Annotated in this window: 22 protein-coding genes; 17 read left to right on the top strand and 5 right to left on the bottom strand. The window is 53.6% G+C overall.

Annotated elements, in window-relative coordinates; all coding sequences use genetic code 11:
• Nucleotides 1-48: 48 nt before the first annotated feature.
• The 10 genes from NI000_RS13025 (at nucleotide 49) to uidA (ending at nucleotide 13,033) form a co-directional block, all read left to right on the top strand.
• Nucleotides 49-543 carry a hypothetical protein gene (locus NI000_RS13025; RefSeq protein WP_253411125.1) on the top strand — a complete coding sequence of 165 codons (495 nt, stop codon included), beginning with the start codon at nucleotides 49-51 and terminating at the stop codon, nucleotides 541-543.
• 133 nt (nucleotides 544-676) lie between these two features.
• Nucleotides 677-1,729, top strand: a complete 1,053-nt coding sequence (locus tag NI000_RS13020) for a fatty acid desaturase (protein WP_253411123.1) — start codon at nucleotides 677-679, stop codon at nucleotides 1,727-1,729.
• Nucleotides 1,730-1,762: 33 nt separating this feature from the next.
• Nucleotides 1,763-2,899: a sensor histidine kinase gene (locus NI000_RS13015; protein WP_253411122.1), complete on the top strand. Its 1,137-nt coding sequence runs from the start codon at nucleotides 1,763-1,765 to the stop codon at nucleotides 2,897-2,899.
• Nucleotides 2,896-3,495, top strand: coding sequence for a response regulator transcription factor (locus NI000_RS13010; RefSeq protein WP_010496632.1), 600 nt, complete (start codon nucleotides 2,896-2,898; stop codon nucleotides 3,493-3,495). The genes NI000_RS13015 and NI000_RS13010 overlap by 4 nt, the downstream gene beginning before the upstream one ends.
• Nucleotides 3,496-3,526: 31 nt before the next feature.
• A complete protein-coding gene (locus tag NI000_RS13005; RefSeq protein WP_163853455.1) occupies nucleotides 3,527-4,087 on the top strand; it encodes a DUF1273 domain-containing protein in 561 nt (186 codons plus the stop codon).
• A gap of 149 nt (nucleotides 4,088-4,236) precedes the next feature.
• Complete coding sequence (locus tag NI000_RS13000) at nucleotides 4,237-6,024, top strand: cache domain-containing sensor histidine kinase (RefSeq protein ID WP_253411120.1); 1,788 nt, start codon at nucleotides 4,237-4,239, stop codon at nucleotides 6,022-6,024.
• A 3-nt stretch (nucleotides 6,025-6,027) separates the two neighbouring features.
• Nucleotides 6,028-7,644 carry a helix-turn-helix domain-containing protein gene (locus NI000_RS12995; protein WP_253411118.1) on the top strand — a complete coding sequence of 539 codons (1,617 nt, stop codon included), beginning with the start codon at nucleotides 6,028-6,030 and terminating at the stop codon, nucleotides 7,642-7,644.
• 204 nt (nucleotides 7,645-7,848) lie between these two features.
• Nucleotides 7,849-9,951: a CBM96 family carbohydrate-binding protein gene (locus NI000_RS12990; RefSeq protein ID WP_253411116.1), complete on the top strand. Its 2,103-nt coding sequence runs from the start codon at nucleotides 7,849-7,851 to the stop codon at nucleotides 9,949-9,951.
• A gap of 110 nt (nucleotides 9,952-10,061) precedes the next feature.
• The gene (locus NI000_RS12985; RefSeq protein ID WP_253411114.1) at nucleotides 10,062-11,126 is read left to right on the top strand and encodes a peptidylprolyl isomerase; all 1,065 of its coding nucleotides are present in this window, start codon (nucleotides 10,062-10,064) and stop codon (nucleotides 11,124-11,126) included.
• 140 nt (nucleotides 11,127-11,266) lie between these two features.
• Entirely contained in the window at nucleotides 11,267-13,033 is a 1,767-nt protein-coding gene (gene uidA / locus NI000_RS12980) for a beta-glucuronidase (protein WP_253411112.1), read from the top strand.
• Nucleotides 13,034-13,068: 35 nt separating this feature from the next.
• Here the strand turns inward: uidA and NI000_RS12975 are convergent, their stop codons facing one another.
• The 5 genes from NI000_RS12975 to NI000_RS12955 form a co-directional block, all read right to left on the bottom strand.
• Complete coding sequence (locus NI000_RS12975; RefSeq protein WP_253411110.1) at nucleotides 13,069-14,352, bottom strand: transcriptional regulator; 1,284 nt, start codon at nucleotides 14,350-14,352, stop codon at nucleotides 13,069-13,071.
• 70 nt (nucleotides 14,353-14,422) lie between these two features.
• Nucleotides 14,423-15,217 carry a serine hydrolase gene (locus NI000_RS12970; protein WP_253411108.1) on the bottom strand — a complete coding sequence of 265 codons (795 nt, stop codon included), beginning with the start codon at nucleotides 15,215-15,217 and terminating at the stop codon, nucleotides 14,423-14,425.
• A 22-nt stretch (nucleotides 15,218-15,239) separates the two neighbouring features.
• Nucleotides 15,240-16,556 carry an SLC13 family permease gene (locus tag NI000_RS12965; protein ID WP_253411106.1) on the bottom strand — a complete coding sequence of 439 codons (1,317 nt, stop codon included), beginning with the start codon at nucleotides 16,554-16,556 and terminating at the stop codon, nucleotides 15,240-15,242.
• Between the two features lie 24 nt (nucleotides 16,557-16,580).
• Nucleotides 16,581-17,828: a Zn-dependent hydrolase gene (locus tag NI000_RS12960; RefSeq protein WP_253411104.1), complete on the bottom strand. Its 1,248-nt coding sequence runs from the start codon at nucleotides 17,826-17,828 to the stop codon at nucleotides 16,581-16,583.
• Nucleotides 17,829-17,841: 13 nt separating this feature from the next.
• A complete protein-coding gene (locus NI000_RS12955; protein WP_253411102.1) occupies nucleotides 17,842-18,960 on the bottom strand; it encodes a mandelate racemase/muconate lactonizing enzyme family protein in 1,119 nt (372 codons plus the stop codon).
• 302 nt (nucleotides 18,961-19,262) lie between these two features.
• Between NI000_RS12955 and NI000_RS12950 the strand changes: the two genes are divergently transcribed.
• The 7 genes from NI000_RS12950 to NI000_RS12920 all read left to right on the top strand — a co-directional run bounded on the left by NI000_RS12950 (nucleotide 19,263) and on the right by NI000_RS12920 (nucleotide 26,278).
• Complete coding sequence (locus NI000_RS12950; RefSeq protein WP_253411100.1) at nucleotides 19,263-19,967, top strand: FadR/GntR family transcriptional regulator; 705 nt, start codon at nucleotides 19,263-19,265, stop codon at nucleotides 19,965-19,967.
• 108 nt (nucleotides 19,968-20,075) lie between these two features.
• The gene (locus NI000_RS12945) at nucleotides 20,076-21,443 is read left to right on the top strand and encodes an acyclic terpene utilization AtuA family protein (protein ID WP_253411098.1); all 1,368 of its coding nucleotides are present in this window, start codon (nucleotides 20,076-20,078) and stop codon (nucleotides 21,441-21,443) included.
• A 5-nt stretch (nucleotides 21,444-21,448) separates the two neighbouring features.
• Nucleotides 21,449-21,760 (top strand): DUF4387 domain-containing protein, encoded by a 312-nt coding sequence (locus NI000_RS12940; RefSeq protein WP_054972102.1) that lies wholly within the window; start codon nucleotides 21,449-21,451, stop codon nucleotides 21,758-21,760.
• Nucleotides 21,761-21,780: 20 nt separating this feature from the next.
• A complete protein-coding gene (locus NI000_RS12935; RefSeq protein ID WP_253411096.1) occupies nucleotides 21,781-22,683 on the top strand; it encodes an ABC transporter permease in 903 nt (300 codons plus the stop codon).
• 12 nt (nucleotides 22,684-22,695) lie between these two features.
• Nucleotides 22,696-23,580: a carbohydrate ABC transporter permease gene (locus NI000_RS12930; RefSeq protein WP_253411094.1), complete on the top strand. Its 885-nt coding sequence runs from the start codon at nucleotides 22,696-22,698 to the stop codon at nucleotides 23,578-23,580.
• Nucleotides 23,581-23,610: 30 nt separating this feature from the next.
• On the top strand, nucleotides 23,611-25,062 hold the full coding sequence (locus tag NI000_RS12925; protein ID WP_253411092.1) for an extracellular solute-binding protein: 1,452 nt from the start codon (nucleotides 23,611-23,613) through the stop codon (nucleotides 25,060-25,062).
• 58 nt (nucleotides 25,063-25,120) lie between these two features.
• The gene (locus NI000_RS12920) at nucleotides 25,121-26,278 is read left to right on the top strand and encodes an ADP-ribosylglycohydrolase family protein (protein ID WP_253411090.1); all 1,158 of its coding nucleotides are present in this window, start codon (nucleotides 25,121-25,123) and stop codon (nucleotides 26,276-26,278) included.
• Nucleotides 26,279-26,547: the final 269 nt, after the last annotated feature.

The following is a 26,547-nucleotide window of genomic DNA, read 5'->3' as shown; positions in this document are numbered from 1 at the left end:
CCGCTGTCGAATCTATAGTCATCATCTTAGAGAGAAGGAAAATATCACATGAGCAATTATCCTATCGATGTCAACAATTTTCATGAGACTTTACTGCGTTTAAAAGGAATGGTCAGCGTAGAAAGCAGCGTGGAGAATTTGGAGCCGATCGACCGCGAAATGCTGTCTCTGTCCGATTATGCCCACCTGCCCCACGCCGCTTTAAGGCGTACCAACGGCGGACTGGAAAACGAGGTGTTCCTCCAGTTTGAATTCGAGATCGAACGATCCGAAGAGGGCTTGGTCGCCTTGGAGTTTATTTCGTGGTTTGTCAGGGACCAAGCCAGAGGCGGGAATACCGTCCAACTGCGTCCTTTTGCGCTTCCGCCGGAAACGCCGTACGGAAGGCAGCTCGGAACGACCTTGAAATTCCATATCGATGTGTTTGTCGATGATGTCGTCGATACGCTCGAACCGGCTTTTGCGAAAATCAGAGAGCTCGATGCTTCCTTAAATCTGGCTATACGACTGTATCAGATTCCAGTTAAAACCAGCGATATATGACGATTGTCATACCCTCGATCTGACGTTTATGACTACAGGCTGCCGGACGCTTTCTCTATAATAGAGGATAGAAAACCTGCGTCCGACGTTCTATAACGTTCCCCGCGCGTCCTATCGAGGAGGAAATAAACGAATGCACCAAGCGAATATAGCTCATCTTAAAAAGAACGTCGGTCCCTTTGAGAAAACCGATACGAAGTCAAGCCTATGGCAGCTTGTGAACACGTTGGTACCGCTGGTGCTGCTCTGGTATGCGGCCTATGCGAGCTTGTCCGTTTCTTACTGGTTGACGCTTCCTCTCACCATCGTGGCCGGCGGCTTTGTGGTCCGGACTTTTATTATTTTCCATGACTGTTGTCACCAATCGTTCTTCAAAAGCCGGCTCGCTAATGATATACTCGGAAATATCACGGGTGTGATGACGCTATGTCCGTATGAGCAGTGGAAAAACAGCCATTCGATTCATCATGCCACAAGCAGCAATCTCGATAAGCGCGGCGTCGGGGACATCTGGATTCTCACCGTGGACGAATACGTTGCCGCTCCGCTATGGAGACGGATCGCTTACCGGATTTACCGGAATCCGCTGTCGATGTTCGTCGTCGGCCCGGTCTATGTGTTTCTGCTTCAATACCGCTTTAACCGCAAGGGAGCGAGACGCAAAGAGCGGATCAATACCTACGTGACGAATCTGGCTATCGTCGCTCTGTATGCGCTGCTGATCTGGGCGATCGGCTGGCAGGATTTTGTGTTGGTTCAAGGCCCGGTCTTTTTCGTCTCCGGCTTGCTTGGCATATGGATGTTTTATGTGCAGCATCAATTCGAGGAATCCTACTTCGAGAATGAGGACCAGTGGAGCTACGTGAAGGCGGCCGTCGAAGGGAGCTCTTATTACAAGCTTCCGAAGCTGCTGCAGTGGATCACCGGAAATATCGGGTTTCATCACGTGCATCATTTGAGTCCGAAGGTGCCGAACTATAATCTGGAGAAGGCGCATGAGGCCACGCCCGAGCTGCAGAAGGTTACGACGCTTACGATCAGCACCAGCTTGCAGTCGCTTCGTTTCCACTTGTGGGACGAGAAGCGCAAGAACTTTGTAGGCTTTAAAGACATCAAGCCTTTACTCCGCAAGCCGGCGGCGGCTAGCCAAGTAAAAAGCCCCAGTCCGAGCTTGCAAGGAAAATAAAAGCTTGTTTCATACTAGGTAAGGGATGACGCCATGCGCAAGTGGATTCAAATTATTCACAAAAATACGGGACTCAGCCCCTATGTATGGGTCGTCTTTTATATTCTTCCGTTTTATTTCATTTTCAGCTCTTCATCGACTTATAAAGTGGTCGTCGGCATTACGATGATTATCGGCTTTTTTATATGCTATGTGCTTACTTTTGTATCCAAAGGGTGGCTGGTGTACTTCTGGACCAGCGTGCAGATCGGCATTTCCATTACGATGAGCCTGCTGTTCGGCTATGTGTATTTCTCGCTCTTTCTGGCATTTTTTATCGGCAATATCCAGCATCGGGTCGGATTTTTTACGCTGTATTCCATTCATCTGGTCAGCACGCTGGTCTCGATCAATTACGGCTTCGTAACGCAGAATCCGGTCATTATTACGCAGCTGCCGTTTGTGCTGGTCAGCTTGATCGGCGTGATTCTGCTGCCGGTGAACACGTACAACCGGAATAAGCGGGAGAAGTTGCAGGACGAGCTGGAGGTGGCGAACAAGAAGATCTCCGAGCTCGTCAAGCTGGAGGAACGCCAAAGAATCGCCCGCGACCTGCACGACACGCTCGGCCAGAAGCTTTCGCTCATCGGCCTCAAGAGCGATCTGGCCGGGAAATTGATCGGCAAAAACCCGAGCCGCGCCCAGGCCGAGCTGAACGACATTCAACAGACCGCCAGAAGCGCGCTGAAGGAAGTGCGGGAGATGGTCACCCGGATGCGCGGCACGAGGCTGGAGGATGAGATGTATCGGGTCAAGCAGATGCTGAAAGCGGCGCAGATCGGTTTTGTTGTGGAAGGCAGCCCGAAGCTGACCAACACCTCGCTGCTGAACGAAAATGTGGTCAGCATGTGCATCAAGGAAGCCGTTACCAATATTGTCAAACACAGCGGCGCATCCACATGCTGGATTGCCATCAAGCCGTCGCGGACGGAGCTCGTGGTCCGGGTGCGGGACGACGGGTGCGGTCTGGCGGAGCATCCGGACTGCTTGCGGGGCAACGGGCTTGGAGGCATGAAGGAGCGCCTCGAATTCGTGAACGGGAGCCTGGAGATCGGTCCGGGTCCGGGAACGATGATTGTGATCAAAGTGCCGAATGTCTTCAAACAACCGGAAAAGGAGGCGGGGGGATGATTCGCATTGTCATTGCGGAGGATCAGCGGCTGCTGTTGGGCGCGCTGGCTTCCTTGCTCGATCTGGAAGAGGACATGACGGTCGTCGGACGGGCCAACCATGGCGAGGATGCGGTCAAGCTGGTCCGCCTTCATAAGCCGGACATTTGCATCATGGACATCGAAATGCCCGGGAAGAGCGGGCTGGAAGCGGCCGAGGAGCTGAAGGGCTGCGGCTGCAAGGTGATCATCCTGACGACGTTTGCCCGCTACGGCTATTTCGAACGCGCGCTGAAGGCCGGGGTGCACGGGTATTTGCTGAAGGACAGCCCCAGCGAAGAGCTGGCGGATTCGATCCGCAGCGTCATGGCCGGCCGGCGCATCTACGCCTCGGAGCTGGTTGATGAGGCGGCTGGGGAGGAGAATCCGCTGACCGAGCGGGAGCAGGAAGTGCTTCACCTGATCGCCGACGGGAAGAATACGAAGGAAATCGCCAGTCAGCTGTATATTACCACCGGGACCGTCCGCAATTACATTTCCGTCATTCTGGATAAGCTCGGCGTCAGCAACCGGATCGAGGCGATCATGCGGTTCAAGGAAAAAGGATGGTTCAAATAACCGCCGCACAAGTCACAAGGAGGCTGGTACCGTGAAAAGCTTGCTTGTAACGGGTTATAAGGCGTCGGAGCTTGGGATATTTTCGTTGAAGCATCCCGGCATCGGAATTATTAAGAAGGCGCTGAAAAGCCGGTTCGCCGCGCTGCTGGACGAAGGTCTCGAATGGGTGATCGTCAGCGGCCAATGGGGCGTGGAGCTGTGGGCGGCCGAGGCGGCGATCGAAATGAAGTCGCAGGGCTTCGAGCTGAAGCTCGCCGTCATTACCCCGTTCCTGGAGCAGGAGGAGAACTGGAGCGAAGAGAAGAAGGCCGTTTACCAGCAGGTGCTGGCCGGTGCGGACTATGTGAACAGCGTCACGAAAAGCAAATATAGCGGGCCGTGGCAGTTTCGCGCGCGGGATCAATTTTTGCTGCGCAATTCCGACGGTCTGCTGCTAGTCTATGACGACGAGAACGAAGGCTCGCCGAAGTTCCTCCGGGAGGAAGCGCTGCGTCTGGCGGACCAGGAGTATTATCCGATCCACAGCATCAACGCGTACGATCTGCAAAGTGCGGCCGAGGAAGAGGCCATGCTTCATCAATATGACGAATAAGACGCCAAGTCGATCTTTTTGCGGCTTGGCGTTTTTCGTGCTGCCATAGGCAATGAGAAACGGACCGCTGCCTTCCAAGCTATGGTAAGATGAAGGCAAGGAGGACGAATGTTCTCCTTTTCACTTTCGGCTCGGGGAGGAGCTTCCCTATGCGGACTTGGATTCAAGCGCTCTCGTTGCGCGGCAAGCTGATGGCGGGCATCGTCGTGTGCTTATTGCTGCCGGCCGTCGTTTCCTTTTTTGTTTCCAACTGGTTTACGCAGGACGTGATGAAGGAGCAAGTCACCCGCAATTCGCAAGAATCGTTGAAAATTGTGGACCAGTACGTGGCGAATCAACTGGATCGGATGCTGTATATTTTGAACCTGCTGCAATTTGATCCGGACCTGCATTTATTCGTTACCGAGCTCGGCCGGATGGACCCGGTCCGTCAGCCGTACGAAATCGTTCAAACCAAGCTGAAGCTGAACAAAAGACTGGACGCGATTCTCGCTTCCTTCGATCCGTTGTATTTGACGATTCTATTGCCGAATGGGGACTTTTGGGCCAACTACAGCAGCTTTGACTTCGACCCGAAGCAATTGTTCGACAAGCCTTGGTACCAGGAAACGAGCGAATTGGTGCATTATCAGACCCGCTGGGTTGGTGGGGAAACGAACTATGTGCGCAATACGGACGGCGTCCGCAGCCCTTACGTCCTTACGCTTGCCAAGCCTATTCGCTCCGGTGACCAACTCAGAGCGGTGGCTGTCGTCAGTCTGGATGCAGCCGCTTTGCTAAAGCTGTTTTCAAGCTCGAAGAAGGAAGAGACGCTTCTCATCACGGATCGGGAGGGCCGGATCGTATTCGACAAGGAGATGGAGCGCATCGGCACGCTGTTTCCGTTTCGCGACCAATTGCCATCCGAAGGACAGGCCAGCTTGATCGAGGTCGACGGCGAAGCCAACCTTCTCATCGCGGAAGCGCTCAATCCACATTGGCAGCTCGTGAGCATGAGCCCATACAAGCAAGCGTCCAAGCCGATCCAGGCGATTCGCCGGATCGATTTTCTCATTCAAACGCTGTGTTTAATCGTGTTCGCCGGAGTTCTGCTCTATTTGACAGGCGCTTTGACAACCCCCATTCGAAGATTGGCGCAGACCGTAGTCCGCATCGAATCCGGGCATCTGGGCGAACGATCCGGTATCCGGGGCCGGGACGAGGTAGGTCGGCTGGGCTTTGTCTTCGACCGGATGCTGGACCGGATCGAGATGATGGTCCAAAGCATCATCCGTGAGCAAGAGCATAAACGAAAAGCGGAGCTGGCCATGCTCCAGGCTCAAATCAATCCGCATTTTTTATTTAATATTTTGAATTCGATCCGCATGAGAATTTTGCTTCGCGGCGACGCGGAAAATGCCGACCTCATCAGTTCTTTGTCTTCGCTGCTGAGAATGACGATCAACCGCAACAACGAGTTCATCAGCTTGCATGAAGAGATCGAGATGATTGGGCAATATGTCCGGCTGATTAACGTCCGGCTCGGAGACCGGCTTCATCTAAAGCTGTCGGTCGCTTCGGACGCCGTGCTGGCGGAAGTGCCCCGGTTTGTGCTGCAGCCGATCATCGAGAACGCTTATTTGCATGGATTCGCCCGCAAGGGAGGAACGATCACGATTCATGCGCACCTGCTGGCAGACGGACGTCTGAACATCGTGATTGCGGATTCCGGCGTCGGGATCTCGAAGGAGCGGCTGGAAAGACTTCGCGCCGATCTGCAGGGGGAGGAGGAAGCGAAGGAACGGACGTCCACGGGATTGTCGGGCATCGGACTGCGGAACGTATACGAGCGTCTGCGGCTCATCTATAAGGAGCATTGTTCTTTTGTCATGGATTCCGAGCCGGGGCAAGGCACGACCATTACCTTGGTCATTCCGCAGCAGCGAGAGGAGGAGTAAGAGATGTACACCGTCTTTGTTGTCGACGACGATCTGCCGGTTTTGCACTATTTGAAGGAAGCACTGCCATGGGAAGCGGTTCAATGCCGGTTGGGCGGCTGCTTTCAAGATCCGGAGGAAGCGCTCTCCGCTGCCGGGGCATCGCAGGTGGATATTCTGGTGACGGACATCGGGATGCCGGGAATGGACGGGATGGCGCTGATCCGGGCGATGCGAGCGCTGCATCCAGGGCTCAAGGTCGTCATTCTCTCGTGTCACGACGAATTTGATTACGCCCAACAAGCGCTCAAGCTTCATGTCACCGATTATGTGCTGAAAGAAACGATGACGGCCGGGCTGATCGGAGACTTGCTGAAGCAGATGAGTGAGGCGCTTGATGCGGAGAGAAGCTCCGAAGCCGAGAAGCGGGACATGGAAGCGAAGGTGAAGCAGAACGACAGCTTGCTTCGGCAGGCTTTCATGCTCCATACCATTCAGAGCCCCCTGCTTAATGTCCAGGATTGGGAGCGGCGGGCGCAGGAGTACGGGATCGACTTTTCCAAAGGGGAGTGGGTGCCGGTACTGGCCTTTCCCAATTATCCGCGGGAAGCGGTCGCGCGGTTTCGTTCATCCGAACTGCTGCGGGATACGGCAGAGAATATATTGGCGGAAGCGCTCGGTACCGGAGCCTGCAAGGTGTTCCCTTACCAGCAGGGGGAGCTGCTGTTGTTGTTTCCGTTCTCCTCCGAACATCGTATCGGGAGCTGGAAGCGGGTGGAGGAGATGCTTCGTACCCAGCAGAAGTGCCTGCTTCAATACGCGAAAGTGTCCTATTCGTTCATGATCGGACTGCCTTGCAAGGAGCCGTTCCGTCTGAAGGAGAACCTCGCGGCGCTCGTCGGACTGGGAAAGGAACGGTTTTACATACCGCACGGATCGGTCGGGCGAATGGAGCAGGCGCTGCCCGTCGCAGGCTTGGGGGACGAGCTGTTGGCCCAATATGTGCCGGCTTTGGAGGATTTCCGGCAGCTTGTTCTGCAAGAGAAAACGGACTCCATCGCCGCAACCGTCGGTAAATGGATGGGGGTTATGCGTGAAAACCGGTTTCACCCTGTGGAAGTGAAGGAATGGATGCTCAAAATCGTGCTGGAGATCCGCTTGCGGCTGAAATCTCTTCAGATGAACCCAACGAGCTTTTCCTCAGGGCTGCTGCATCACGATGTCATGGAGCTGGCCAGTCTGCAGGAGCTGGGCGAGTGGTTTCAACATTTCCTTAACCAAGCCGTGGAGTGCGCCGGAAGGATAAGAAAGGAATCGAAGCGCCGCGAGGTGCTGGAATGCCAGCGGTTTGTCGCGAGCAAGTGGCAGGAGCGGGTCGGCCTTGAGGAGGCGGCCGCGCATTTGCACCTCCATCCCAACTATTTGAGCCGGCTGTTTAAACGCGAAACGGGAGAAAATTTTGTCGAGTTCGTCACCCGGACCAAGATGGAGAAAGCGAAGGAGCTTCTGGAACGGACCGACAAAACCGTCGAAGAGATCGCCGCCATGCTCTCGTACGAGAACAAAAATTATTTTACGAAGCTGTTCAAGGCCCATACCGGAGCTTTGCCGAGCTTGTACCGTTCGTCCAGGAATGGGTGAGAGCGCCGTCTTGCGCCTGATCCTGGGCAAACGGATTAAAAAATGAGTAAAAGTGGTGTAAATCGTGCCTTTTGGGGGAGGGCCATGCCCAATAATATGGTGTTAGCGGACGGAAACGGAGGGATGAAAAATGAGTGCGCTTTCTTGAGCATAGCGTTCGCTGACAGCAGGAAATTATTTTAGTCGAAAGGCGGGTATTTCGTAATGAGCCTTCCTCGTAAAAGAGCAAGCTTTGCTGTCCTCCTCGTCATAGCCATGCTGCTGCAATTGGCAGGAGTATTGTACGTCGCCCCTGAGCCTGCGCACGCGGCCGGAACGACTTACTATGTGGATTCGGCTGGCGGTAATGACACGAACGCCGGAACAAGTTCTTCCGCGCCATGGGCTACTTTAGCCAAAGTCAATGGCACGACATTTCAGCCCGGCGACAAAATTTTGTTCAAGTCGGGCGGCGTCTGGACCGGCCAGCTGTGGCCAAAGGGATCGGGAACGAACGGGAATCCGATTGTGATCGACAGCTACGGAGGCGGCGCCAAGCCGATTATTAACGGAGCGGGCACGAGCTATCCCGCGAACACCTCGGGCGCCGTCATGCTGTATAACCAAGAATATTGGGAAATTAATAACCTTGAGGTGACCAATTTCAGCTCTTCCATTGTGTCCTCAAGAGCCGGTATTCTGGCGTATAACAATCAGCCGGGCTTGAAAAACCATATTTATGTGAGAAATTGCTACGTTCACGATGTGAATTCGGATGTGAACGGCAACAAAAACAGCGGCGGAATCATCTTCTTCGGCACGCATATCGACAAAGACGGGAAAGCTACGGTAGGCTTGCAGGCCGGATTTAACGATGTGCTGGTGGAGAACAACCATGTCGCCAATGTGACTAAGGAAGGGATCCGCACGAAATCGGATGCGGGCAACGGCTATCCGAAGATCAGCACGAATGTCGTATTCCGGGGCAACTTCGTCGAAGAAGTATGGGGAGACGGCATGGTGCTGGCGGAGGTGCTGTCCGGTGCCTTGGCCGAATACAACACGGTGAAAAACCATAGCAAAACGTCTTCCGGCAATTATGCGGGCCTATGGACGCACTATACGACGGGAGCCGTCGTCCAGTTTAACGAAGTGTACGGCGGAAGCGGCGGCAACAACGACGGGGAAGCCTTCGATTCGGACAACAATTGCATCGGAGACGTCTTCCAGTATAACTACAGCCACAATAACTCCGGCGGGCTCGTGTTGGTCATGCCAAGCGCAAGCAACTTGAAATTCAGGTACAACATCAGCGAAAACGACGGTTACCGTTCAGGTCAGGAGATCTTCTTCTATCACAGCACCAGCCCAGGAAACGAAATTTACAACAATACCATTTATGTGGGACCCAACGTGACGACCCAAGTTTTTGATAACGATTCCAATATGGTCAAATTTTATAACAATATCATTAAAGCGGACGGAACGATTACGAAGTTCGCGGAGAAGGCCTGGAGCACCTCAGCAGTATTCAAAAACAACAGCTTCTACCCGGCAACCATTGACGACATCAACGGCCCTGTGTCGCATCCCGGTTTGGTAACGGCCGATCCGCAGCTCGTCAATCCTGGCGCCGGAGAAACGAACGTCAATATGAACGATCCGAACCGGTTGAACGGCTACAAGCTTCAACCAACGTCGCCGCTCATTAACAGCGGGGTCTCCGTGGCGAATAACGGCGGCAGAGATTTCTGGGGCACGGCTCTGTACAACGGCAATCCGGATATCGGCGCTTTCGAGTATGCATCGGGCGGTCCGATCCAGCCTTCGGTGAGCTATGAGCCAACCGCCGATTCCTATGTCAGGGACGGAGCTTATGCAGGTACGAATTACGGCACAGAGGCGACGATGATGGTCAAAGCCGATGCGTCCGGGTACGCGAGAAAATCTTATTTGAAGTTCAATTACGGAACCTTTGGCGGTTCAAGCGCAGCCTCTGCCAAAATGAAGGTGTATGTCCCGGCCGTCAATACGGATGCTTCAAGAACGGTGAAATTATACGGCACCGCGGATGAAAGCTGGAGCGAGACGGGCATCACCTGGAACAACGCCCCGGCGGGCACGACGCTCCTCGGCAGCGCCGTCATGAGCAATACCGTCGGGACATGGTATGAATTCGATGTGACAAGCTATGTGAACAGCCAAATGTCGGACAAGCTCGTGTCGTTCTTGCTGGTGAACGAAGGCGCGGCCAGCTCGAAGGGAGACGTTTCTTTCAATACCAAAGAGGCCGCGAGCAACAAGCCGCAGCTCGTATTGACGCAATAACCTCCCTTACTTAGAGGGATTGTCAGGATCATCGGGAAATAGCAGAAGCTTGGATAATGAATGACGGAGTCTCTGCTATTTCCTTGATGATTTTTTAGGAGGCTTTTCACATGAAGAAACGGATGCCGCTTGTCATTGTGCTGCTTGTCGCTTTGCTTGTTTTATTGTTCTTCTTGTTTAGGCAGCCGTCCCGCCCCGATTCGTATGCGGAGGTTTTGACGATCAACGGCGAACCTGTTGTCTTGGGAGAATTTGAAATGGTTCTAAAGGATCGCGTAGCGGAAGTGTACGGATATTTTCATGAAAAATTTGACGCGCAAGATAGCGCGGAATTTTGGACGAAAAGCTTCAACGGTGAAATTCCATTGGAGATGGCGAAGAAAAAAACGCTGGAAAAGCTTAAAATCATAAAGACGGAGCAGCTTCTGGCCAAGCAATACGGACTGACGGACGATGTCAGCTACAGAAGCTTTAAAGAGAGTCTGGCCGAAGAAAACAAAAGAAGAGCAGGAGCCGTGAAGAAGGGCCAGCCTATATTCGGGCCCCGCGAATATAGCGAGATCGCCTATTTCAATCACGTTCACGATACGATCAAACGGCAGCTTCTTGATTATGCTGCGAACCATGAAGCTCAGGCCGCGAATGAGGCGCTGCATGCCGCTTACGAGAGCATGCGAAAAAAAGGGGAGCTGAAGAAGCCCGACCGTATTCGTACGCAAGTCGTTGAATTGGCTTTTGGAAATGGGGACGGCTCCAGTTCCTTAACAAGGAGCGCCGCGATGGAGACGATGAACGGCATCCGATCCGGACTGGCGGGCAGCAAGGAGGCCGACGCGGTTGTCCGGCAGCTTGGGGTAAACGCGTCGGTGAAGGAAAGAACCTTCGACGAATCGACCTATGCTGTAGATAGCAGCGAAGAAGAAGAGAAGGTGTTCGCTGCTGTCCGAAAGCTGAAGCCGGGCGAAGTCAGCGAACGATTCGAAACGGCTGGATCGATATTCGTCCTTCAGTGCATGGATCGCACACCGGGCGGGGATCTACGATTTAAAGATGTCCAAGAGCGGCTGAAATGGAAGTACGCCGAAGAGCAGTTGGAACAACGTGTCGTCGAGTCGGCTAAAAACGCGAATATCGTCATCCATCAAAAGGTGTACGACGAGATCGCCGTACGTTAGCTTTCCTCTGCGTGCCAACAAGTCAAAATAATGTACACATCCGGTAAAAATCGTTCAAATCTTTCGCAGGGGCTCCGTGCTACGATGGTTCGTAGGAATGCAACCAGAGATGACTTTGAAGACGGAGGGAGCCTATACGTATGCTGTATCCACAATCAAATAGTTCCAGAGCGATGATTTCGCTAGACGGATTTTGGAAGTTTGCACCGGATGTTAACGATGACGGGGAACAACGGGGATGGCCGCTTCAACTGCCGGCCGACAGGGAAATTGGGGTACCGGCCAGCTGGAACGAGCAATTTCAGGATTTGATGTACTTTTTCGGAACGGGCTGGTATGAGCGGGAGGTGGAGCTTTCCCGGCAGCTTCGCTCGGAACGGATCTGGCTGCGCGTCGGCTCGGCCAATTACTTGTCGACCGTGTGGGTCAACGGGACGGAAGTCGGCCGGCATGAAGGCGCTCACCTTCCGTTCGTGTTCGAGATTACCGACCATGTCCGCTGGGACGGCCCGAACCGCATTACGATTCGGGTGGACGCCGCCATCGCGGCCGACCGTCTTCCGCCGGGAGACGTGGAGGACGAGCAGATCGTCGGATTCAAAGGACAGTATCCGAACAACTACTACGACTTTTTTCCATATGGCGGTATTCACCGTTCGGTGACGCTGTTTACGACTCCGATGTCCTTTGTCAGCGACATTCGGATTACGACGGAGATCGATGGTACGGACGGCAAAGTAAAAGCCCGGGTCGGTCTAAGTGAAGGCTTCGAAGGTGCTTGCACCGTTAGCATACGGGGCACGCAATGCCGTTCGTCCGTGGAGGTTGGGGCGGCCGGGCCTTCGGTTGATTTTGACTTCACCGTTCCCGCGGCAAGACTGTGGTGTCCAGAAGACCCCTTCCTGTACGAATTGGAGGTCCGCTTGACGGACGGGGATGGCCAAGTGATAGATCAGTACGTGCAAACGTTCGGCATTCGAACCGTGTCGATTCGGGGCACCGAGCTTTTGCTAAACGGCAAACCGGTATTTCTTACGGGCTTTGGCATGCACGAGGATTTCCCGGTGCTGGGCAAAGGCATCTCTCCCGCGGTCATCGCCAAAGATTTCAACCTGCTGAACTGGATCGGAGCGAACTCGGTCCGCACGTCGCATTATCCGTACAGCGACGAGTTTTTGAGCTACGCGGATAAGCACGGCTTGCTGGTTATCGGCGAAACGCCTTTCGTCGGCTTCGTCCGAAGCCACTATCAGGGAACCGCCATCCTGAATAAAGCAAAACGGGTGATCACGGAAATGATCGAACGCGATGTCAACCACCCGTGCGTTATCGCCTGGAGCTTGGCGAACGAAGGAGATACGTTGGCCCCGGAAGCGGATGCGTTCTATGAGGCGCTGTACAGCCATGCGAAATCGCTGGACGATACGCGGCCGATTACGATTGTTAATTGCGTCGATGTGGAGAAGGACGTCGCGCTGAAGCATTATGACTTTGTCAGCCTCAACCGGTATCACGGCTGGTACGAGCAGGCCGGCCGGTTGGACGAAGGCTGCCGCATCCTGAGCGAGAAGCTGGACCGCTGCTACGAGGTTCTCGGCAAGCCGGTGATCGTGACGGAGTTCGGAGCGGATGCGGTCGCGGGCGTGCATGTCGACCCGCCGGAGGTGTTTTCCGAGGAATATCAGGCGGAAATGGTTACCCGGCAGTATGAAATCATCCGGCAAAAGCCGTATACGATCGGCGCTCACGTATGGTCGTTCGCCGATTTCAAGACAAGCCAGACCCCTTCGCGGGTCGTCGTCAACCGCAAGGGCGTGTTCACGCGCGACCGCCAGCCGAAGCTTTCGGCGCACAAGCTGAAGGCGCTTTGGGGCGGGGGAGCGTCGAAAAAGCCAAGCCGAACTTAGTTCGGCTTGGCTTTTTCTTCCGGCGGTATGAAGGGTCACAGCAAAATTTTATACAAGGCCCGCGGTCTGCCCTTCTGGTACGGCTGCTCCTCGCCCGATATTTCGGCATAGCCGCTATCGACCAGCTTCTTCAACAGGCGTTCGGCGCTTCGTTTGCTTAATTGCAGATAGTCGGCCAGATCGGACGCCGAAAAAATCCGGTTGTGACGCAGATGGATAAAATCGATGATTTTGGTAATGCTGGAAACGCTGATCCCTGTTTGCTTGGCAACCGTAAGGATGTGCTCATCATCGCTTTGAAGCTGAAAGGTTTTGGTTGTTTTATGATGTAACGGCCCGATGACCTTTTTATTCTCGGTAACGATGTACGCGCCGTGGCCCGCATGCTTCCTGGCATGATATAAGCCGATTTGGGCGTGCTCTTCCGATTCGAGCGCCGTGACGCCAAAACCGAAGCCGAAGCGAATGCTGGCCTGCGTGAACGGTTTCAATTGATCCAGAATAGGAAGCATATGGTAATTGTGGGTGATTTGCCGGATGCCGCCTCTCGTTCCGTAAATCATAAACGTGCGGTCGTCGATGCGTTTCACCGAAGCATTCATCTTTTTGCCCAGGTCCAGCAGCAGCTCATGCAGCTTGGCTTGCAGATCCGTATCGCCCGCGGCTTGCGCTTCACCGGGATAGTCGATTTGAACGAGGCCCGCAGCAATCTGGGACGCTTGGCTTAACAGCAGTTCTCCCTTGGCGACGGCGTGCTGAAGCGTGTCTAGAATATTTTTTTTCGGAATGATCATGCGAAAGCTGGGGATGCCTAATTGCTCCAGCTTTTTATGCACGGATTGGACGGAGGTCAACACAAAATCGACGTTTCCGGCCTTCCATTGCTCGTGATGAAACTTTACAATCTCGTCGGTATGATAATGCTCGTGCTCTTTGATATAAATACGGGCGGCGTCGATATTCAGTTCGTCCAATACATGCAGGACGACTTCTTGGTAAGGGATATCGATCGATAACCGGTCCGGATGAATGCAGAGCGTGTCCCTGATGTAATAAAGCGAAACGGTAAACACCAGCTCGTCCAGCGGGATATAAACGGCGGGGATCCCCCGTTTCTCAATCTCATCCTTGGCGAAAAAATACGGAAAAGGGCCCGTGAAAAACAGGACATCGTCATTTTGCGCCATCTTGACCAGCTTGGCGCTCTCTTCCGGCTTGTCATAAATGAGCGAGCGGATTTGCACGTTGGCATGGCTGTTTAAGCGGAGTACTTTATCCGCCATTTTTTCAGACCCGATAACGGCAATTTTGATCACCATGCCCAATCCTCCAAATCGTATCGCCATATAGTCAAAACACCCCTGAGAATTCCAGGGGCTTAAGAATGAACTATTCGTTTAAATAATCAAAAACGGCCTTCCCAATTGTTGATATTACCTGCTGCGCGGGAAGATTGTCAACCAGATCGGTGGTGAGGACGGCGATGTAGGCGGTTTTCCCGTTCACCTGAAGGATGCCCGCATCATGCTCCGTTCCGGGCAGCTCGCCCGTTTTGTGGGCAAGCACCGGCTTGTCCAACGAAAAGCCGCCGATCATCCGGGCGGGCAATTTCGCATTAAACTGCTGATTCCGCAGCAAACGCAGCGCGGCGTCTTTAGCCTCTTGCTTCAAGGTGCTTCCGTCGACGATTTCTTTGAGGAAAATAATCATATCGCGGGCGGAAGTGAAGTTGTCTTTCCCGTTCCGCTTGGCTTGGAAATCGAGCATTTTCCGGCCCAGAACGGTTGAGCCGCATCCTAGAGCGGCTGATAGCTTGTTCACGGTCTCCATACCGATCAGATCGATAATCCTATTCGTCGCGGTATTGTCCGAGACGATAATCATTAAGGCCATGAGATCCTGCAAAGACAGGCTCAGCGCGCCGGATAATTGATGAATCACGCCCGTTCCGCCCACGCGCTCCCCGGAAGGTATGGCATAAGGCTGATGCAGATCCAGCCTGCCTTCTTGCGCTTGCCGATAGGCTTCCAGCAGAATGGGAATTTTAATCAAACTGGCGGAAGGAAGCGGCTCGTCCGCATGGATGTGAATTTGCCCCTCGGCCGTGTCGACGGCAATTCCCACTTTGCCTTCTACCGAAGAGGCGGCTTGGCGTACGGTGGCTTCAAGCTGGTTAAAGTTCATAGCGATCATCACTTTCCATTTGTTATAAGAAGAGTGCGCGCACGACGACGAATAAAAAGACGGCGACGGTCACGACGACACCGAAAACGATTACATTTTTCAGGTCTTTGGAACGGGCTAATCCCATAGAGCCGAGCGCATCCCCGGTCGGATACAAGAAGAACGGCATTTGCGAGCCGGCCAACAGAGCGAGCACCCAGACCGGCATCGGAATAGCCAGATCCGTGACGGTAGGGAGGAACATCTTGTGCATGAGAATAGAATGCGCTACCGCGGCTCCCGGAATACCGGTGATGTTCACGAGTGTGCTCAAGATGATCATCGTCGTTTGTCCGCCGTGCTCTACATAAGGAAGCAGCAAATTTTTGAGGGCTTCGAAGCCGCCCATTTTTTCGGTGAAGTAGATGAATGGCGTAAACAAGATAAACTGGATAAAGATCCACAGCAGCGGTTTGGCGCCTTCGACAAACGTATCGGCAATTTGGTTGGGAGTAAGCCTTCCGGCAAGTCCGGTAATCAGCGCCGTTAATAAGATTACGACGATGGTAAACGTGGACCCTCCTTTGATCGTAATTCCGTAGGCAATGGAACCGAGCAAGGTGATGAGAAAGGCGACGGTGGCCTGGGTCGTAATTGTTCGCTGCTTGGCATCGGGCTGTTCTTCTTGCTGGAACACGCTGATGTCGTCATCGGAATACGGATGCAAAAGCAGAGTTTTCTTCAGGATTCGCTTGCTGTAGACAAAGGTGACGACCCATAAAATGACGGCGACAGGAAGTCCTGCATGGAGAAGCACCTGGGGATAGGTTAAGCCTGTCAGCTCCATTAAGGTTACCATAGGCGGAGTGAAAGGTCCAAGTAATAACCCGGCTGCGGCCGCGCCGTGGAACAGGATAGCCACGACGCTGGAGGACAGGCCGGCCGCGGATACCACAGGGATCAGGACGGGAGCGACGATTGCGTTGGCGCCGGCCAGCGTACCTAACAGAGCGGCCAGCAGGGAGGAAGCGATCATGGTGCTGATCATCGCTTTGTTCGGCGTGTTGATCCCGACTTTGTTCATGATAAACCGCACGATGTTGCGGGCGACGCCTGTTTTTTCGGCAATTTTCCCCAAGCCGCCGCCGGCCAGGATGACAAGGCCGATATAGGCGATAAAATCGGCCATCCCGTTTTTGCCGATGACGGTAGCGACATCCATTAAGCTTGCACCGCTCATGAGGGCTCCCACGATGATGGAGGTGCCAATGGCCGCGATGGGGTTCCATCGGATGAAAATTAAACCGATAAATAAGAACAGGGGAACCAATCCGAGAAGAGAAGGGCTTTGGATCATCATAAAAAACCTCCCTTGATGTATGTGTTAACCCAGGTGTCGATCGGCCTTCAAGACGGCGTCCAGCATGACGTTTCCGGCAATTTCAATATCTTCCCATGTGCTGTATTCTTCCGGGCAATGGCTTTTTCCATTCGGGCTTTTGACAAAGATCATGGCGGCCTTGCAAATATCGGCCATATGGCTGGCGTCGTGTCCGGCCATGCTCGCGAGCCGCAGGAAGGGCGCGTTTCTGTCGCTTGCCGCTTGTTCGATCAGAGCGACGACCTCTTCGTCCAAGCGGACGGGGGCTTGATCGAGGATGTTCTGCTCTTTGATTTGGACCCGGCGCTTGCTTTCCACGTGCTTCCATGCTTGTTTAATGGCTGCAACGACGCGCCTGATGTCTTCGCGGGTTTCTCCCCGCACCTCAAGGATAAATTCCACCTTACCGGGGATAATATTGGCCGCGTTCGGAATCACATCCAGCTTTCCGACCGTGCACACCGTGTCCCCTTCATCGTTCCGGGCGGCGTTCTCGGCCATCAGGATCAATTCCGCGGCCGCCGTCAGCGCATCACAGCGATGCTCCATCATGGTGGTGCCGGAATGATTGGCTTCGCCGATGACTGTGATCTTGTCGCGGTAAATTCCGACAATTTTGTCTACGGACGCCACTGGCATGTTTTTTGCGGCCAAGCGCTTGCCCTGCTCGATGTGCAGTTCGATATAAGCTTTTTTATCGTTTTGAAGCGTTTTCATTTCTGGGAATTTGTCAAGTCCTCCGCCGGCTTGGAGGAAAGCCTCTGCCAACCGGTAGCCTCTCGAATCTGTAACCCCTTTCAATTGATCGGGAGAAAGCTTCCCCGTAAAACAGCGGCTTCCCATTGTGGAAAGGTTAAAGTCGTTCGGCTCTTCGGCGGTAAACGAAACGATCTCCAAATCGTGGTCGAGGCTGACCTTATGGTCTATGATCGTCCGGATAATTTCCTTGGCCAGCAATACGCCTAAAGCGCCGTCGTATTTTCCGCCGTTCGGAACGGTGTCCAGATGAGAGCCGATCACAAGGGCTCCTTGTTTTTGCCCGTTTCCTTTCAGCGTGCCCCAAATGTTGGCCGCCCCGTCGATCATCACCGTCAGCCCCATCGCTTCGAGCTGCTGCACGAATAATGCCCGAACTTCGAAATCGGCCGGGCAAAAGCTCGGCCTGGTCATACCTCCGTTCGCATCGCGTCCAAATTCCGCATACTTGTCCAAATCTTGCTGCAAACGCTCCATCGAAATGTTCAACGCCATCACCTCTTCGTTTTCATTGTTGTTTTAACAAGTCCGTCCGGACGTCAATTCCCAATCCGGGTTTGGCTGTGACGCGCATGTGCCCCTCGGCCACAAATTGTTGAATGGGCGTTTTCAAGAGATCGTGCTCGTGCAGATACGCTCCGCAGATGAAATCGCTTGGATACGTGACAACGGGCGTGCCGGTTACAAAGTGAGCGCTTGCGGCAATACCGATGCCTAATTCCAGGTTGCTGCCGACCGTGCACGTCATTCCGGCGGCTTCCGCCATTGCAGCGATTTTTTTCGATTGATAGATGCCCCCGACTTTGCAAACCTTCAGATTGATCACATCGGCGATCCCGAGCTTAATGGCGGTCATGGCGTCTTCCGGACCGAATACGGCTTCGTCGATCATGATCGGCGTCTTCACTTTATCGCGAATTTCTTTTACCCCAAGCATGTTCCATTTTCGGACCGGCTGCTCGACGCATTCCACTTCACCGGTTTCCTCGATTTCGCGAATCACCCGGATGGCGGTCGGGACGTCGTACCCTTGATTGGCGTCGAGGCGCAGCTTGGCCGGTTTGCCGGAATCTGCAATGGCTTTGCGGATCAGGCTGACGAGCTCGATGTCTCTCTTCGGATCTCTGCCGACTTTGATTTTGACGACGCCGAAGCCTTCGTGGATTCGCTTCATCGCTTCTTCGTAAGCATCCTGGTTGCTTTTGATGCCTACGACGTACGTTAATGGGACGGATTCGCGCGCGGTTCCGCCAATTAATTTATACAGCGGCTGATTCAAGGTTTGGCCCCACGCATCGTGGAGGGCAATGTCGATCGCCGATTTCGCGGCGGAATTGCCGTAAATGGCTTGATTCATTTTCGCATGCGCGCACGCAATCTCGTCAACCGGCAATCCGATCAGAGGCGGAGCCAGATACCGATTGTTCACCAATTTGACCGTTTCCGCCGTTTCTCCCATAAATGCCGGAGAAGGGGAGGATTCGCCGTACCCGCGAATACCGCTCTCCAGAATCACCTCGACAATAGCGTGCTGTCTTGTTGTTGCCGAATACAGGGAAATTTCCCAGGTATGGGTTAGCGGAACCTCGACAATGTGCGTAATAATTTGTTTGATGGCAGTAGACATGCAGGTTAAGCCTCCAATCCGGTTGGTTCAAAGAGTCTTTTTCAATATTTGTCGTTATATATTCGTTAATTTGCATTAAGTTGTCTATATATGCCAAAAACCTCCTTTTAAATTTTGTCGCTATATTGACGTTAATTCGTAATTCGAATATACTCCAGCCATCCGATTGTTGTCAATGATTGATTTTTAAAGCCATGAATCTTTTCTTGACACGCCTAATCATTGCGCTTAGTATAAAGGTGTGGGCAATTGGGTGATCCAATTACCCGAAAGTAATGTTATTCATGGAAAGGTAATGGACAATGACCATTAAGAAAATAAAATACCACCGGGTCTATGAAGATGTCATTGAGCAGATTGAAAATATCATTCTTGAAGGCAATCTTGCTCCGGGGGACGTCTTGCCGACGGAACGGGAGCTGGCCCAAGCGTTCGGCATCAGCCGCGGCACGCTGCGCGAAGCTTTCCGCATTCTGGAGCGGGAGGGACTGATCGAGACCCGTCCGGGAGGCGGCCGTTTCCTTAGCAAAAACCTGACGAAGGCGGAAGATACGAAGCGCATCCTCGAAAATATTGAGCGTGCGACGATTATCGAGCTGCTGGAGGCACGGGAAATTTTCGAGACGGGAATTGTGGAGCTCGCGGCGATACGGGCAACCGAGCAGGATATTGCGGAAATTGAAAGCGCTCTTGAGCGCTGGGGGACGATCGACAGCAACTCCGACGATCCCGTCAATCCCGATCAGGCGTTCCATCTCTCGATCGCCAAAGCGACGCATAATGTCGTGCTGGTGAATCTGATCGATCTGCATATGGATCTGTTGCAAAAAACGCTGACCAAGACGGTCGATATCCCCGGCCGCAAAAGCGAAGTATACAAGGAGCATTATGCCATTCTTCAAGCGATCAAGGAAAAAGATCCGGCGAAAGCCAAAGCGGCGCTCCTGCACCATCTCCAGCAGGTGAAGCAAAATGTTTCTTCGAACAAAACGAAGTCAAACGGATGATCAGCATCCTTTTGACGTTTAAATTGGACCACCCAATTACCCAATATCCAAAATTTGTGTGAGTTGGTGGAATACAGATAATCGTAGCGGATAGGGCGGAGGAGTCATATGGCAAAGGACGAGTTCAAAATTTTGGCCCCTTGCGGGATGCTGGGCTACGGGTTTCCGAAGTCCTCCTTTATGAACGGGATGGCTTGCGGCCCGGACGCGATCGTGGTGGACGCTGGCTCTACCGATGCAGGACCTCATAAGTTAGGCGCAGGCACGGCGATTGTCAGCAAGCAGGCCTGCAAGAAGGATCTCGAAATCATCATTACCGAGGGCGTAAAAGCAGGCATCCCGATCATCATCGGGTCGGCCGGGGGAAGCGGCGCGGAGATTCATGTGGAATGGACCCGGTCGATCGTCTTGGAGATTCTGGAAGAGCATGGGATTCGCGGTATCAAGGTAGCGACCATCTGGGCGGATATTCCCCACGAGGTGGTGGAGGCGAAGCTAGAAGCTGGCAAGTGCGAGCCACTGGGCCTGACCGTTGCGCCGCTGACGCCGGAACGGCTTGCGGCAACTGACCGCATCGTGGCGCAGATGGGGCATGAACCGATTGTTGCGGCGCTCGAGGAAGCGGCAGACATTATTATTTGCGGCCGCGCTTACGACCCGTCGCCCTTCGCAGCCGTCGCCATGTACCATGGCTACGATACGGCGCTTGCTTACCATCTCGGCAAAATTCTGGAGTGCGCAGCGCTTTCCGCCGAGCCGGGAACGACGAAGGATTGCATGCTCGGTACCTTGAAAGCGGATTCGTTTATCGTGCAGCCGCTCAATGAGAGCCGTAAATGTACGGCGGTGTCGGTGGCGGCGCACACGTTTTATGAGAAGGATCACCCGTACATTTTGCACGGGCCCGGCTTGGTGCTCAATCTGGAGCATTGCGTCTTTACCGAGCTAGGGGACGGCAGCGTCGAAGTGCGCGGCAGTCGAATCGCCGAAACTCCGGTGTACAAGATCAAGCTTGAGGGCGCGATGAAAGTGGCTTACCGCACGTTTGTCGTCGCCGGGGTCCGCGATCCGCTGCTGATTGCGAAGATCGAAGAGGTCGAAGAGCTGGTCAAGCAGCAGGTGCGCGACTATTACAGCGAGGTGTCGCCGGACGATTACAAGATTCATTTTATCAACTACGGACTCGATGGCGTGTTGGGCGAGCTGGAGCCGCAGCGTAAACCGGCGCATGAGCTGGGGATCGTGTTCGAGGTCGTCGCCAAGACGCAGGAGCTGGCCAATGCGGTATGCAGCTCGGTGAGATCGACCTTCCTGCATTACGGGTACGAAGGAAGAAAAGCGACCGCAGGGAATTTGGCGTTTCCGTTTGCGCCCAGCGATGTGCCGTTCGGCGCGGTATACGAGTTTTCCGTTTACCACCTGATGGAAGTCTCGGACGGATTCGAAATGTTCCGAACCGATTATGAAGAGGTGTAAAAACTATGAAGCTATTCGATGCGGCGGCCGTCCTGCGAAGCAAAAACAGCGGCCCCTTTGAAATTACGGTTGACGTGCTATTCGACGATCCGTCCGTTTATTACAAAATCAAAGAGCAAGGCCTGATCAATAAAGAGCTCGTATCGCGGCTCTACAATATTGAGCAACATAACATTACGCAGATCGTCTTCTTCGATCAGGCGCTCGGATTCAAAATTACGTTTGCGAGAAAAGTTTCGTCAGGCACCTTCCTGGACCGGGACGTGTATGGGGCGCAGCAGCATGCGCCGCTGATGGAACTGGAGATCAACTTGTGATCCGTCAGGAGGTGTAACGGATGAAAGCGTATTCGAAGCTGAATCGAATATGGGCCGATAAAGTGCTTTATCTCATGCTTCTCCCGTGTCTGGCGTATTTCGTCATCTTCCATGTGTGGCCGATTATCGGCATGAAGCTGGCCTTTTACGAATACCGCATTCTTGGAGACAACGTGTACGTCGGTCTCAAATATTTCCGCGAGCTGTTCAGCACGCCCATATTTTCCAACGTGCTGGCCAATACTTTAATCATTAGCGCGATGAAAATGTTTCTAATTTTTCCGATTCCGATCCTGTTCGCGCTGATGCTCAACGAGTTCGCGAACGGAAAATTCCGCAAGGCGGTGCAGGTCGTTTCGTACTTGCCCCACTTTCTGTCGTGGGTCGTCATTGCGGGCATTTGGTTCGAATTTCTGTCCCCGTCCACGGGGGCGGTGAACGATCTGATCAAGGCGCTCGGCTTACCGCCGCAAGATTTCTTGACGGATAAAGGAAGCATCCGGTGGGTGCTGATTGCCAGCGAAGCCTGGCGCAGTATCGGCTGGGACTCGATTATTTTTCTGGCCGCGATCATGGGCGTCAGCCCCAGCTTGTACGAAGCGGCTTATGTCGACGGAGCGTCCCGCTGGCACATTGTCACCCGAGTCGTGCTGCCGCATCTGTACGTTCCGATGGTCACGATTTTCATCCTGAATGTCGGCTTCATTATGAATGCGGGACTTGATCAGGTACTTAACTTCACTAACGATTCCGTCAACAGCCAGATCGATATTATCGATACGTACGTCTACCGTGTCGGCTTGATCAACGGGCAATATTCGTTCGCTACAGCGGCCAACCTGTTCAAGAGCCTGATCGGCGTCGTGCTCGTGCTGTCCACTCATTTCATATCGAAGAAATTGACCTCGAAAGGCGCATGGTAAGGGGGAGCCAAGATGGTTGGCAAAAAAATAACCGTTTTCAAACTGTTGATCGGGCTGGTGCTGACGCTGCTGACGCTGACGATGTTCGTGCCGATCGTGAACATATTTGCCAGAGCGTTATCGCATCCGGACCAGGTTAATCAACTGAAAGGCTACGATCTGCTGCCCAAGGGGTTCTCGCTGATCAATTTTCAAGTCGTTCTCGGCAATCCGATTGTCGGCAAGGCGCTGATGAATTCGCTGTTTATTACTATCGTGGGCACTTGCTTATGTATCTTTTTTACAACGATTGCGGCCTATGTCTTAACGCGAAAAAACTTGGTCGGCAAAACCCCGATTATGATTTTTCTGATCATCATCATGATTTTCGAGCCGGGGATCGTTCAGGAATATATGGTCATGAAGGATCTGCATCTGCTTGACAGCCTGTGGTCGATGGTGCTGTACCGGATGATCAACGTGTACTACCTGATTATTATGATGCGTTTTCTGGAAGAAATTCCAGAGTCCTTGCTGGAAGCGGCGAGAATCGACGGTGCCGGGCACATGACGCTGTTTATCCGGATCGTTATGCCGCTGGCGCGCATACCGCTGCTGACGATCGGGATGTTCTACGCGATTGCGAAGTGGAACGAATTTTTCAAATCCAGCATTTTCTTGTCCAGCCGCGAGAACACGGTGCTGCAGGTGCTGCTTAGACAATTCGTCGTGGAGCGGGACACTTCGACACTGGTCGGCGCAGCGAATCTGCTCAAGAACAACAATATCGCGCAGCTTGATTTCTCTTCGCTGAAAGCGGCTACAATCGTCATTGCCATGATTCCGATTCTTATGCTCTATCCTATTATTCTGAAGTATTATACCAGCGGAGTAATGGATGGCGGCGTCAAAGAATAAACAACACAAGACATTGGGGAGGAAATAGAAATGAGAAAAGTGTTCACCCTGCTCGCCGCAAGCTTGCTGGTCATCTCCACCGCGTGCAGCTCCGGCAATTCGACAGCTCCGGGCGGTTCGGCCGCAGGCACGTCCGGCGACCAGCCGGTCACGATTACGATCGTCGACAAGGACCTGCAGCCCGACGATCCATTGCTCAAAGGCATTGAAGCAGGCATGAAGGCCGAAGGCAAAAACGTGAAGCTGCAGCTCGTTCCCGTGCAAAGCGGCACCTACTCCGAGAAGCTGGGCCTGCTGCTGCAGAGCGGCAACATTCCCGACCTGATTTATTTCCAAGGCGGCGACTACCAATTCGCGGTCACCCAAAAAATTCTGGAAGATTTGACGCCGTACATCGAAAAATCGACGCACGTGAAAGCGTCCATGAACCCGTACAACCAGGAAAGAACGAAGAACTATCCGTATCTGGTGTGGCTGTCGCCGACGAGCAGCTCGGTTCCAGTCGTGCGCCAGGATTGGTTTGACAAGACGGCATCAGGCAAGGAACTGCTCGTTAACCCGACCGTGGACAACTACTATAACTTCTTCAAAGAGCTGAAAGAAAAGAACGGCGCGAAATTCGCGTATACGACGGCCGGTACGCTCGACGAGCTTGACGCCACATTCGGGCAGGCGTTCGGACTGACCTCCACTTGGCTGAAGGGCGAGGACGGCAAGTACGCGTTCGGCAAAACGACCTCCTTCGAAAAAGACAAGCTTGAGTTTTATGCGAAGCTGTACAAGGACGGCCTGCTTGATCCCGAGTTCCTGACCAAAAAATGGGACACGAAGGAAAAAGCGTTCTACGACGGTCAAGCTGCGGTTATCGCAGGAACGCAAGGGAAAGTCATCGACCTTTACAACACGAAATCGACGTCTCAGAACGGAGCCGCTGCGAAGGTAATGCCTCTGCCGCCGGCAAAAGGGAAAGGCCAAGGCTACACCCCGGTTGACGTGAGCAAGGAGAGCCGCGGCTTCGCGATTACCAAAACGGCCAAAAATAAAGAGATGGCCTTCGCCGTCTTGGAGTATCTGGCCAGCCCGAAAGGCCAGTTGCTGGATAAGCTCGGCATTGAAGGCGATCAATATACCGTCGTCGACAACAAAATCAAGCTGACGGCCAAATCGGCCGAATGGTATCCGCGGTTCGTCGAGTCGACCGTAAACTTCAAGCCGGAGTTCGATCCGTCGACGCCTTACTTGTCCGAGCCGGCGGCGAAATCGCTGGATATGATGTCCAAGCTGTCCAAAAAAGACAACAGCTTCATCATTCCTGCGGAGCTCGCAGCCAAATGGGACGCCTGCAACGCGCTCTACAAAGAATTTGCCGCCAACGTGGTAACGGGCAAGAAAACGATCGCGGATTTCGATCAGTTCGTGCAAGCCTGGAACGCCGCGGGCGGCAAGGAAATGACGGATTACGCCAACCAAACGATAAAATAAACGGCCGGTCAAGTGCGGGGCGGAGGCCTCGCACTTCCTGCGGAGGGGAGAGGAACCGATGCTGTCTTTTGCGGATCGGGTGAAAGGCATCGTCTTCGGAACGGCGTACGGCGATGCGATGGGCGCGGTTGTGGAGAAAATGACCTACGGTCAAATAAAAGAAAAATACGGCCGCGTTGAAACGACGAAGACGAAGTGGTGGAAGGCGGATTGGCCGGAAACGGCGCGGCTAGGCAGAATGCGCGGCCAAGGCATCGTGACGGACGACACGCTCATGACGCTGGCGCTGATGAACGTGTACTGTACGGAGCGCCGGCATCTGGACGCCTACGATATGGCGAACGAATTTGTGAAGGAAATTGCTTTCCGGCCACGGTATATTCCGGAGTTCGGCCGGGAGGCGCTTATTTTGGACCGGTTGTTTTATCCGGAGAAGCATATTTTCAACCGGCACGTGCTTGCGAACTGCGAGCCCCGCGAGGGCGGTTACGGCAATATGGTCAACTGCGGAGCGGCCATGTACATCGCTCCCGTCGGGATCGTTAACGCCTGCAACCCGAAGGGGGCGTACGACGAAGCGATCTTGTTCGCCTCCGGCCATCAAATCAGCTACGGGCTGGAAGCGGCGGGCGTGATGGCCTCCTGCGTCGCCAAGGCGTTCGAGCCGGGTGTCACGGTCCATGATGTGGCGGAAACCGCGGTGCATTACGCCAAGGACGGCACGAAGCGGGCGATTTACGCGCTTTGCGAGAAGGCGCTGCTCCTGCAAGCGGATAAAGCGGACCGCGACAAGGTTGTCCATGCTTTACACGAAGCGATGGCGGTCTACTCTCCGATGCGCGACGACGTCAACCGGAGCATCGATAAAGTCGGCATTCCTTCGAATCATTATACGCCAAGCCGGTTGTTCTCCATCGAGGAGCTGCCGCTGGCGCTGGCGTACATGGTCCTGCACGACGGCGATTTCCTGGAGGCGATCAAAGACGGCGTTAGCTCCGGCCGCGATACGGATTCGATCGGCGTCATGATCGGCGCGATTCTGGGCGCGATGCAGGGCGTTCGGGCGATCCCGGCCGACGAGATCGCGGTATTGGAAGAAGTTAATAAGCAGGATATGGCAGGGAGCTGCGACCGGTTTACCGAAGCGGCCTCGGTGATTATTCAAGAGGATCTGGAATTGAACAGCAAGCGGCAGAAGTTTTTGGAAGTCTGGTAAATGGGCGGCGGAGCAGCTGAAAGCGCTCTGTAGAAACGAAGTGGTCATTACAAAAATAGAGAGACATACGAGAGCTTGTTGAGAAAGTGAACTTAAACAAAAATAGAGATGCATACGCAGGTGGGGTATCCACTGGAGGAGCGATAGCGTTCGCCTTTGTCCGCGGGAAATGTCCGCTGTAAGCGGCTTCCAATCCAAATTTCCTGCGGACAAGAGCGACCGGAAGTGGATACCCCACCCCTTCGTAATCTCTTCTATCACATTTGCTC

It is taken from the genome of Paenibacillus tyrphae (assembly GCF_024158745.1).
GTDB classification, from domain to species: Bacteria; Bacillota; Bacilli; order Paenibacillales; family NBRC-103111; genus Paenibacillus_G; species Paenibacillus_G tyrfis_A.
The sequence above is the reverse complement of the archived record's forward strand: the minus strand, read 5'-3'. Positions and strand labels throughout refer to the sequence as shown.

Excerpts from the sequence above, each read along its gene's own strand:
- NI000_RS13025 (WP_253411125.1), top strand. The coding sequence starts at position 49 with ATGAGCAATTATCCTATCGATGTCAACAATTTTCATGAGACTTTACTG.
- NI000_RS13020 (WP_253411123.1), top strand. The coding sequence starts at position 677 with ATGCACCAAGCGAATATAGCTCATCTTAAAAAGAACGTCGGTCCCTTT.
- NI000_RS13015 (WP_253411122.1), top strand. The coding sequence starts at position 1,763 with ATGCGCAAGTGGATTCAAATTATTCACAAAAATACGGGACTCAGCCCC.
- NI000_RS13010 (WP_010496632.1), top strand. The coding sequence starts at position 2,896 with ATGATTCGCATTGTCATTGCGGAGGATCAGCGGCTGCTGTTGGGCGCG.
- NI000_RS13000 (WP_253411120.1), top strand. The coding sequence starts at position 4,237 with ATGCGGACTTGGATTCAAGCGCTCTCGTTGCGCGGCAAGCTGATGGCG.
- NI000_RS12995 (WP_253411118.1), top strand. The coding sequence starts at position 6,028 with ATGTACACCGTCTTTGTTGTCGACGACGATCTGCCGGTTTTGCACTAT.
- NI000_RS12990 (WP_253411116.1), top strand. The coding sequence starts at position 7,849 with ATGAGCCTTCCTCGTAAAAGAGCAAGCTTTGCTGTCCTCCTCGTCATA.
- NI000_RS12985 (WP_253411114.1), top strand. The coding sequence starts at position 10,062 with ATGAAGAAACGGATGCCGCTTGTCATTGTGCTGCTTGTCGCTTTGCTT.
- uidA (WP_253411112.1), top strand. The coding sequence starts at position 11,267 with ATGCTGTATCCACAATCAAATAGTTCCAGAGCGATGATTTCGCTAGAC.
- NI000_RS12975 (WP_253411110.1), bottom strand. The coding sequence starts at position 14,352 with ATGGTGATCAAAATTGCCGTTATCGGGTCTGAAAAAATGGCGGATAAA.
- NI000_RS12970 (WP_253411108.1), bottom strand. The coding sequence starts at position 15,217 with ATGAACTTTAACCAGCTTGAAGCCACCGTACGCCAAGCCGCCTCTTCG.
- NI000_RS12965 (WP_253411106.1), bottom strand. The coding sequence starts at position 16,556 with ATGATGATCCAAAGCCCTTCTCTTCTCGGATTGGTTCCCCTGTTCTTA.
- NI000_RS12960 (WP_253411104.1), bottom strand. The coding sequence starts at position 17,828 with ATGGCGTTGAACATTTCGATGGAGCGTTTGCAGCAAGATTTGGACAAG.
- NI000_RS12955 (WP_253411102.1), bottom strand. The coding sequence starts at position 18,960 with ATGTCTACTGCCATCAAACAAATTATTACGCACATTGTCGAGGTTCCG.
- NI000_RS12950 (WP_253411100.1), top strand. The coding sequence starts at position 19,263 with ATGACCATTAAGAAAATAAAATACCACCGGGTCTATGAAGATGTCATT.
- NI000_RS12945 (WP_253411098.1), top strand. The coding sequence starts at position 20,076 with ATGGCAAAGGACGAGTTCAAAATTTTGGCCCCTTGCGGGATGCTGGGC.
- NI000_RS12940 (WP_054972102.1), top strand. The coding sequence starts at position 21,449 with ATGAAGCTATTCGATGCGGCGGCCGTCCTGCGAAGCAAAAACAGCGGC.
- NI000_RS12935 (WP_253411096.1), top strand. The coding sequence starts at position 21,781 with ATGAAAGCGTATTCGAAGCTGAATCGAATATGGGCCGATAAAGTGCTT.
- NI000_RS12930 (WP_253411094.1), top strand. The coding sequence starts at position 22,696 with ATGGTTGGCAAAAAAATAACCGTTTTCAAACTGTTGATCGGGCTGGTG.
- NI000_RS12925 (WP_253411092.1), top strand. The coding sequence starts at position 23,611 with ATGAGAAAAGTGTTCACCCTGCTCGCCGCAAGCTTGCTGGTCATCTCC.
- NI000_RS12920 (WP_253411090.1), top strand. The coding sequence starts at position 25,121 with ATGCTGTCTTTTGCGGATCGGGTGAAAGGCATCGTCTTCGGAACGGCG.